The organism is Propioniciclava sp. MC1683 (genome assembly GCF_014164675.1).
Lineage (GTDB): Bacteria > Actinomycetota > Actinomycetes > Propionibacteriales > Propionibacteriaceae > Propioniciclava.
This window is the reverse complement of sequence record NZ_JACJFX010000019.1, coordinates 52,861-61,763: the sequence shown is the minus strand read 5'-3', so window position 1 is coordinate 61,763 and position 8,903 is coordinate 52,861. Positions and strand designations below refer to the sequence as shown.

The 8,903-nt window shown below is 69.1% G+C and carries 7 protein-coding genes and 1 pseudogene; 2 read left to right on the top strand and 6 right to left on the bottom strand.

Features of this window, described 5'->3' with window-relative positions; all coding sequences use genetic code 11:
* The first annotated feature begins 187 nt into the window (after positions 1 to 187).
* A complete protein-coding gene (locus H5397_RS11785) occupies positions 188 to 496 on the top strand; it encodes a hypothetical protein (protein WP_309224353.1) in 309 nt (102 codons plus the stop codon).
* A gap of 30 nt (positions 497 to 526) precedes the next feature.
* Here the strand turns inward: H5397_RS11785 and H5397_RS11780 are convergent.
* The 6 genes and pseudogenes from H5397_RS11780 to H5397_RS11760 all read right to left on the bottom strand — a co-directional run.
* A pseudogene (locus H5397_RS11780) lies at positions 527 to 802 on the bottom strand (3'-5' exonuclease); the annotation flags it as partial.
* A 33-nt stretch (positions 803 to 835) separates the two neighbouring features.
* Positions 836 to 1,947, bottom strand: a protein-coding gene (locus tag H5397_RS11775) for an IS3 family transposase (RefSeq protein ID WP_375539441.1) whose coding sequence is annotated in 2 segments (ribosomal slippage) — positions 836 to 1,731 and positions 1,731 to 1,947 — 1,113 coding nt in all. Because the reading frame shifts where the segments join, the coding sequence is not laid out codon by codon here.
* Positions 1,854 to 3,062, bottom strand: a complete 1,209-nt coding sequence (locus H5397_RS18355; RefSeq protein WP_375539439.1) for a UvrD-helicase domain-containing protein — start codon at positions 3,060 to 3,062, stop codon at positions 1,854 to 1,856. Before H5397_RS18355 ends, H5397_RS11775 begins: the two co-directional genes overlap by 94 nt.
* 4 nt (positions 3,063 to 3,066) lie before the next feature.
* Positions 3,067 to 4,062: a hypothetical protein gene (locus H5397_RS11770; RefSeq protein ID WP_182817637.1), complete on the bottom strand. Its 996-nt coding sequence runs from the start codon at positions 4,060 to 4,062 to the stop codon at positions 3,067 to 3,069.
* Positions 3,971 to 6,115 carry a helicase-related protein gene (locus H5397_RS11765; RefSeq protein ID WP_182817635.1) on the bottom strand — a complete coding sequence of 715 codons (2,145 nt, stop codon included), beginning with the start codon at positions 6,113 to 6,115 and terminating at the stop codon, positions 3,971 to 3,973. Before H5397_RS11765 ends, H5397_RS11770 begins: the two co-directional genes overlap by 92 nt.
* Before the next feature lie 682 nt (positions 6,116 to 6,797).
* A complete protein-coding gene (locus H5397_RS11760; protein WP_220492226.1) occupies positions 6,798 to 7,091 on the bottom strand; it encodes a helix-turn-helix transcriptional regulator in 294 nt (97 codons plus the stop codon).
* A gap of 221 nt (positions 7,092 to 7,312) precedes the next feature.
* On the opposite strand from H5397_RS11760, the gene H5397_RS11755 reads away from it, so the two are divergent.
* On the top strand, positions 7,313 to 8,878 hold the full coding sequence (locus H5397_RS11755) for an ABC transporter substrate-binding protein (protein WP_220492225.1): 1,566 nt from the start codon (positions 7,313 to 7,315) through the stop codon (positions 8,876 to 8,878).
* Positions 8,879 to 8,903 lie beyond the last annotated feature (25 nt).

The window sequence follows — 8,903 nt, the reverse complement described above, 5'->3', positions numbered from 1 at the left end:
GCAAGGTCACCCCACCCCCCACCGTCACCACCCTCACCCCAGCCTGACAAGGCAAAACGGCGCTTCTGGTGACCTGCGGACGCGTGGGCACACGACCCCACGCACCCAAACCACGCGTTCGACCTAGTCAACCCGCCAATTCAGGCGATTCATCTGCCCACCAACTGCGGAACCCGGGACGGAGCTTGTGGCCGACGTGAAGTACAAGCTGACCACCGATGGCACGGGGCGCAGCTCGGACTACTACCAGCTCCTCGCCTACTGCACGTCGCTCGCACTTCCCAGAGGCGTCCTGATCTACGCCGACGCCGGAGACCTCCCTGCACCGCCGCGGCGGGTCCACGTCCGCAACGGGGGCACCATCTTGGACACAGTCCGATTGTCGTTGCACGGCTCGCCCGAGGAGCTCGACGCCCACGTCGGTGCCATGGTCGCGCAGCTGCTGGATGACGACCCTCCACGTGGTCTCTTCGACCTGAAAAAGTCGAACGTGTGAGTCCTGTGGCCACCGCGTGATCGTTGAGCGTCACAAGAAATCACTCGCCTGCCCACTCCAGGAGACCGCCAACTCGTCCCGTGCACGGGTGGCGGCCACATACAGCAGTGACCGCTCCCGCAGCAGGGCCTCGGCGAGAGCGTCCTGCGAGTAGGTCTCATCCTGGACCGGGCCCGGGATCGCTCCCTGAGTGACACCGAACAACAGCACCCGCGAGAACTCGGTGCCCTTGGCCCGGTGCATCGTCATCACCACGGGCTGACCCGGCTTGATCGCGCCGCGATCCACTGGGCGAACTCCGACTCCGGGGTCCGCTGAAGGTTTGGTTGACCTCCGGGTTTACGCCGCCAGTGTAGCGGTTGGTTTCATGATGAGTTCGAACTCGACGGGGGTGAGTTTCCCGAGCCGGCGTTGACGGCGTTTGCGGTGGTACTTCCCCTCGATCCAGGACACGATCGCCAGCCGTAGTTCCTCTCGTGTGCTCCAGGACCGTCGGTCGAGGACGTTCTTCTGCAGGAGCGCGAAGAACGACTCCATTGCCGCGTTGTCACCGCATGCCCCCACGCGGCCCATGGAGCCGGTCAGGCCGTGGCGTTTGAGGGCCTTCAGGAAGCGTCTGGAGCGGAATTGGGACCCGCGGTCGGAATGCACGATCACCCCGGTGGGCCGGCCTCGGTGGGCCACTGCCATCTCGAGCGCGTTGACGGCGATCCGGGCCTTCATCCGCGAGTCGATCGAGTAGCCGACGATCCGGTTGGAGAACACGTCCTTGATCGCGCACAGGTAGACCTTGCCCTCGCGGGTGCGGTGCTCGGTGATGTCGGTCAGCCACAGCGTGTTGGGGCCCTCGGCGCTGAACTGCCTGTTGACCAGGTCGTCGTGGACGGGCGCGCCGGCTTTCTTGTAGCGGGTCTTGCGCGTGGTGAACACCGATTGGATGCCGGCGATCCGGCACAGCCGCCAGACTCTGCGCTCCGAGAGTGTGTACCCGAGCTCGGTGATGTCATCGGCCAGGACGCGGTAGCCGCCCTCCGGGTCATCATCGTGGAGCTGATGCAGCACGGCGATCAGCTCACGCTCTTCGGCCTCGCGGGCCGAGACCGGCTGCTTGAGCCACTTGTAGTAGCCCTGCTTGGAGAATCCCAACACCCGACACGCGACCGCCACCGGCACCCTCACGGGGGCACCGACCGCGGCCATCTCCTTCACGAGCGGGTAGATCATTTTGGGGGCGTGATGTGAGCCTGCGACAGATACGCCGCCGCTCGCCGTAGGACCTCGTTCTCCATCTCCAACTCGCGGATCCGGCGTAACGCCTGGGCCATGTCCTTGCGCTGCTCAGGATCGGTGGTCGGGGTCATCCCGTGGGACTGGAAGCGAGCGTCGCGGACCCAGGCTTGGAGGGTGGTTTTGGCCATCCCCATGTCCTTGGCGACCTGCTTCTGCGGGATGCCTGAGGCGACAAGCGCGACCGCGTCGCGCTTGAACTCGTCGGTGTAAGCGATCTTCGGCATGGATGCCATCCTTTCAGCACGACCCTTTCGAGGGAGTCATGCGGTCTTGGAGTCAACCAAACCTTCGGCAGTCCCGTGCGCATCTGATCCGCGAGGTTGACCGTGAAGGTGGTGACCAGCACCCGTGCGTGCGGGTTCGCCTTCGCCAGCTGACGCGCCCGGTGCAGCAGCACCACGGTCTTGCCGGTGCCTGCCCCGCCTGAAAGCCGGAACGGGCCGTTGTAGGACCGGTCCACGTACTTGCGCTGCTCGGGGTGCAGGAACACCCGCCACGCCCCGAAGTCGCCGCCCTCGACGACCCGCCGCAGCTCTTCGTTGTTCTCGATCCAGGCGAACGAGATCTGGGCGGCCGGGTGCTGCAGGCCCTTGATGAGTCGCTCCTCCTCGGACGCCCCGGGCTCGGCCTCAGTGGCGGCGAGCGAGAACGTCTCCTTCACCTCGGCCACCGAGTGGCCGGACGCCAACTCCAGCAGCGCGAGGCCCTGCCACTCCACCGCCTCGGTCAGGAGGGCCAGCAGGGCGTCCTCGTCGACGGCGGCGAGGGCGGCGTCCGCCAACGCCTCGCCGATGCCGAGCTCGGACACCAGGTCGGCCCGCGTGAGCCCCAGCCCCACCAACAAGGGGGACGCCGCGGGCGCCCGCTCGGCCTGCGTGAACGGCAGGGATTCCGGCTCGTGGATCTCCTGCAGCTCGAACGGGGCCGGCTCCGGCGTCGGCTCCGTGGGGGGCACCGTGATGATCTCCGAGATGCCGTTGACCGGGTTCAGCTTCAGGACCGTCCGCTTGGCCACGTCGATCGCCTCGTCGTGGGGCCAGATGCCGTGGAAGACGTAGACGACCGACTGGCCCTGGGGCACCTTGAACAGCACCGCCCGATACCCCTGGTCCACCCGGCCGGTCCGCACGCGGGCGTCCGCGCTGTGGTGGATCGGCTCGATGTGCAGGCCGGGCGCCGTGTCGTCCTCGGTCAGCTTCTCGAGGAAGGCGTAGGCCTTCTTCTTGATCGCCGGATCCAGCTTGCTGGCCGGCTTGGACATGATGATGCTGGCCACGTCGTCAGGCTCCCTCGTGTGCTCCGGCCACCGCTGCCGCGATGGCCTCCGGTTCGGCGGGCACGAGCATCCAGCCCGCGTCGACCAAGTCCCGCCGGACGTCCTCGTCTATGTGCAGGTCGACCGCTATCCGCGCATCCGGCCAGGCGATGTCGAGCGGGAAGCCGTCGCCCGTCTCATAGCCCAACTCCGGGACCGGCACTACGCCGTCACCAGCCAGGTCGACCAACAGGTGGCGCTCCTCGTCGGTGGCGAGGTCGAGGAGTTCCTGCCACGCGGCCGGCAGCAGGGTCGCGGGCTCCACGGACGCCGCGGGTTCGGCCGTCGCCACGGAGCCCGCCGACACCTCGCTGAACGCGACGATCCGGGTGGGCTGTGTGCGCAGGCCCAGCACGTTGCCAAGGCGGAGCCACTCCTCCCAGGCAGCCCGGTGACCGTCGGTGAGCCGCTCGGGCCGGTCGTCGAGGACCACCACCGTCTCGAGGCTGGACGCACTCCCCACGGCCAGGGCGCGCGTCAGAACGCCGACGTCACCGGCCCGCCACCACCACGCGTTGGTGATGGCCCGTGGCGGCGAGGGCGAGGCGGAATCGGTGAGGTGCTCGACGGCCGCCTGCGCCAGATCCTCACCCGGGTCGAGCGAGAGGTGGGTGCCTCCCTTGGCGAACAACCACGGCGCCTGGTTGCCCAAGGCCTCGTGGCCCTCGGGGTCGGGCCGCTGGATCCAGCCGAGCAGGAAGTCGATCGGCCCGCGCCTGAGCAGGTCGACGTGATCGGGGCCGAACCCCGCTGACTGTTGCATCAGCACCGCCACGAGCTGCTGGTCGAACCAGTCCGGCGGCGCGACGGCATGCGCCAGCGCCTGCTCCACATCCCGCCACGTGATGGCCACGACGACGGTGCCTTGGTCACGCAGTGCGCGCCGCTTGTGGGCGTCGTCGGCGATCCGGTTGCAGGCGGGCACGGCATGGAACCGCCAGCCGTCGGCGAAGATCGCCACCGCCGGAAGGTTGTGCTGCGAGGAACGCAGCACGAAGTCGGGACGCACATTCCCCATCGGCACCTGTGGTTCGAGGGTCCACTGCCGGGTCGCGTTCGGGAAGGTGATCGACAGGGTGTTGCCCCACGGCCCCGGCGTCTCCTTCAGGGTGGCACCCAGCTCGGTCAACCGTTCGGTGAAGAGCTTCCGGAACCGCTGCTCGAGGTGGGACTCGGCGTCCAAGACGGTCGGTTCGCTCTCGACGACCGTCCAGCCCATCTCGGAGGTCGGCTCGACAGCCGATCCTCCCGCGGTCAGCAGGTCCCGCAGGTGGCGCGCGGCGGCCGCACGGGACACCTGGTCCACGTGCCCGGGCGCCGCGAACGGCAGCAGGCAGCCGCAGCACGGCACCCTGGGTGGTCAACGTCCGGGTCAGGGCCAGGTCGCGGGTGTGCTCGGCGTCGCTGCGTCGGTACGGGCACCAGGGACGGTGCTCGCCGCGGCTGTTCGCGCGGGTGTTCCGGTCGAGCTCGCCGCAGCCCTCGCACAGCCGGAACAACGGGGCCGGGCCGCGGACGCCGCCGACCTGCCGGGCAGGGCCCTGGGCACGGCCGGCGTTCACCCACCGCAGGTCGAGCCGGGAGAGGTACTTCACCCCGAAGCTGTAGCCCTGGGTGTACCACTCGTTGGCCACGGCGGCCGGGTCGATGTCGGCGGCCAGGAAGATCGAGAACCGTTCCTGGCGGCGCTCGTCGGTGCGGTCGTTGATCTGGGCCTCATCGCGGTTCATCTCGGCCGACACCCGCGTCAGCTCGACCACCTCGATCCGGTGCTCGACCCCACCGATGCCGAGATCCCCGCACCGCGGGCACGCCTGCACCGCCGAGGCTCCCTCCGACACGTCGGCCGCGTACCCGCACGTTGGGCAGAACGCCATGGTCCTGATGGCCGACTCCCCCACCCCGAGGTCGACGGCGTCGATCGCGATCTCCAAGCCGCGCGCGTAGAACGTCGAACCCGGCGCGAACTCGCGCAGCGCATTGGCCGAAGCCCGCTGCAGGCTGGTGCTCTCGTACTGCCACTCCTGGGTGTCGGGATCCACCCAGGTGAGCGCCACCTCGAGGGTCACGCTGTCGTCGATGAGGGTGTAGTTGGGCAGCAGCCCGAACTCCTCCAGGACCCCGATCCAGTAGTCCCCCCGGAGGTCGGCCAGCTCCCGTTGGGTCACCTTGAGCGCGGCCCGCGCCGAGCGTGCGGCGCGTCGGTCCTCGTCGCTCGCGGCCGGCAACCCGGCGACGTGCTCCAGTTCGGGGAGGGCGTCCTCGATCGCCTTCTGCCGGTGCACCAGGCCGTCGACGGTGGTGTTCCAGCGGTGCGAAGCGGCGAACACCTGCCGAGCGAGCGGGCTGCTGCGCGGACCGTCCGGCGCCGTCGCCCACGTCCGCAGGCCAGCCGCCGCGGCGTCCGGGAGGCTGTCGAAACAGGCCAGGAAGCGCGCGAGGTGCGCGTCGGCGTCCGACTCGGCGTACTCGACCAGCTGCCCCAGGAACGAATCCGGGGCGGCCTGCATCGCGAAGCTGGCCAGCTTCGGGTGCGGACGACCGGGGTCGCGGGCGAACGCGTCAACCAGGTGCGCCAGGTACTGGCGGCGCAGGATCTCGGCGGCGCTGAGATACGTCGCCGGCGGGCGAACCGGGCCGTTGATGATCGACAGCGGATCTCCGAGGCGCTGCAAGTTGATGCCCCGTCCGGTGACGAACGCGAGGTTGAGAGCGTTGCCGGTGAGGCGTCCGGCACGGCCGACGCGCTGCAGGTAGGAGGTGACCGTCTTCGGCAGGGAGGCGAGCAGCACCGCCGAGAGGTCGCCGATGTCGATGCCCATCTCGAGGGTGGGCGTGGCCACCAGGACGTTCGGCGCGTCCGGGTGGGACTGGCCCTGCTTGAACTTCTTCTCGTAGTCGAGCCGCGTCGCGTCGTCCAGCAGGCTCGAGTGCTCGCGGGAGACGATCCGGCGCATGTCGACCGAGGAGTACAGGCTCCGGTAGTAGTTTCCCGGCCGGGGCTCCCTGCCCAAGGTGCCCGGGCACCGCACCAGCAGACACGGCGCCCCTCGAGCTGGCCGACGGTCTGCGCCGTGCCCGGCACCTGTCCGTGGCACACCGAGCAGACGAGCAGATGGGCGCCGGCAGCCAGGGCGGTGTCCGTCGTGGGGTGCACGACGACCGAGCTGGCCGGGATCGCATACACCGTGCCACCCGAATCGGTCGACGCCGCCCGCAGCACGTCGGCGCGGGCGAGGGCGTCCAGCAGCAGCCGGCCCAGCTTGGCGCCGAAGGCGGGTTGGACGCCGAGGGTCCGGGCAGTCCAGCGGGCGTACCAGGACTGCGGCGAGGTGACCGGGTCGAGCAGGGGGTCCTTCGTCTTCAGCGTGGGACCCACCCGTGGGAACGCCGGGGCGGACCGACCCTTCGGGAACGCCGGCATGCCCTGGCTGCGCGGACGCCCGCCCCAGATGCGGTAGCGGTTGCCGTCCTCCTTCACGTAGCGGTGGAACCACTCGTGCTCGATCGCGCCACGTTCCCGCAGGTGCTCCAAGGTGCCCCGCACCCAGACGACCAGTCGGGCGTCCGTGAACGCCGGGCCGTCGAGGGCGTCCTGCAGCTCCGCCTTGTCGAGCGCGGATCGGCCGATCGCCGCATCGGGGGGCGGCCCACGTGGCCCGTTTCGCGACCGGGTTGCCACGGGTCGCCCGCGAATCAGTGCTGGTGGCCCATGAAGTGCAGGATGTGGTGGACGCCGCCGTCGATCAGTTCGTAGCGCGACAGGCGTCCGTCGCGCGTGGCGCGCACCCAGTTCTGCTCGCGCAGCACCCGCAACGCCTGGGACGCCGCCGTCTGGGTGATGCCCGCCGCGTCGGCGAGTTCGTTGACGGGGCAGCCGGGGTGCAGGTGCATGTGGGTCAGCAGGCGCAGCCGGGTCGGATCTGCGAGCAGCTCAAACCGGTGGCCCCACTCGTCCAGGGTGCCCGGTGGGCCGACTGGCTTGCTCAACTTCGACATGGAGCCCTCGCTGGTCAGGTGCGCCGTGCTACGCTCCCAGCACGTCATATGTCTGATAAGACATATGTCCTCATGGGTAGATTGCGGCGATGGGAACTGCTTCCCATCCTACCCGGGCGACTCTTCAGGAGGTCAGGGCTATGGAGGTCATCTCGCGGCGTACGTTCGTCAAACTAGGTGCCAGCGCTGCCGCCCTGAGCTTCGGTGGGTTGGTGAGCGCCTGCACGTCCGACGGCACCCAGCAGGCTGCGACGGGCAGCGCCGCGGCCTCGCCCGGTGCGGGGGTGAAGCAGGTCGTCGTGACCATGACCGTGAATTCGGAACCGGAGGCGGGCTTCGACCCGCTGTTCTCGTGGGGCTGCGGTGAACACGTCCACGAGCCGCTGATTCAATCGACGCTGATCAACACCGACCTCGAGCTCGGGTTCGTCAACGACCTGGCGACGGGGTACGAGGTGTCGGCCGACGGCATGGCGTGGACGTTCACCCTCCGCGACGGCGTCCGGTTCACCGACGGCGAGAAGCTGACCGCGAAGGACGTCGCCTTCACGATCAACGGCATCATCAATTCGGAGGCGGCCCAGGCCGACCTGTCGTCGATCAGGGAGGCGGTGGCGTCCGACGACTCGACGGTGGTACTGCACATGACGCATCCCGACAACACGATCCTCTACACGCTCGCGGTTGTGGGCATCGTGCCCGCCCACGCGTACGACCAGGACTACGGCAGCAACCCCATCGGTTCGGGCCGCTACCGCCTCGAACAGTGGGACAGGGGCCAGCAGGTCATCCTGACCGCGAACCCCGACTACTACGGCCCCGCCCCGAAGGTCGGGCGCGTGGTGGTGCTGTTCATGTCCGAGGACGCCTCCCTGGCGGCCGCCGCGGCGGGTCAGGTCGATGTGGCCTACACCTCGGCGACGCTCGCCGGCCAGGCGCCCGCGGGGTTCACGTTGTTCAGTGCCAAGACCGTCGACTCGCGCGGCATCTCGCTGCCGTCCATCCCGGCCGGGGCGACCAAGGAGAGCTACCCGGCGGGCAACAACGTCACCAGCGATCTGGCGCTGCGCCAAGCGATGAACAGCGCAGTCGATCGCGATCGCATGATCGAGCACGTGCTCGACGGCCACGGCACGGCGGCCCATAGCGTGGGCGACGCGCTGCCGTGGGCGTCCGCGGACATGAAGGTCAGCAGCAACATCGAACACGCCCGGCAGGTGCTGGCCGACGGCGGCTGGACGGTCGGGAGCGACGGGATCATGACGAAGGACGGCCTCCGGGCTGCGTTCGGCCTGTACTACGCGTCCTCCGATTCGGTACGGCAGGCGCTGGCCGCCGACTTCGCCGACCAGATGCGCCAGATCGGCATCGAGGTCAGTCCGAAGGGCGCGAGTTGGGACGACATCTACCCCAACCAGTACAGCTCGCCCGTGCTGTGGGGGTGGGGGTCGAACTCGCCGGTCGAGCTCTACCAACTGACCCATTCGAAGGGCTGGGGCAACTACGCCTGCTACGACAACGCTGAGATCGACGCTCACCTCGACCAGGCCCGCGCCGCACGCACCGTCGAGGACTCCTACGAGCCGTACCGCAAGGCCCAGTGGGACGAGGCGACGCAGACCGGCGTGGCGCCCCAGGGGGCGTCCACCTGGGTGTGGCTGGCGAACATCGACCACCTGTACTTCCAGCGCGACGGCATCACGATCGCCCAGCAGAAGCCGCACCCGCACGGGCACGGGTGGTCGCTGGTGAACAACGTCGACCAGTGGGACGTCTAGCCCGTCGAGGCTCTGACCGGGACGG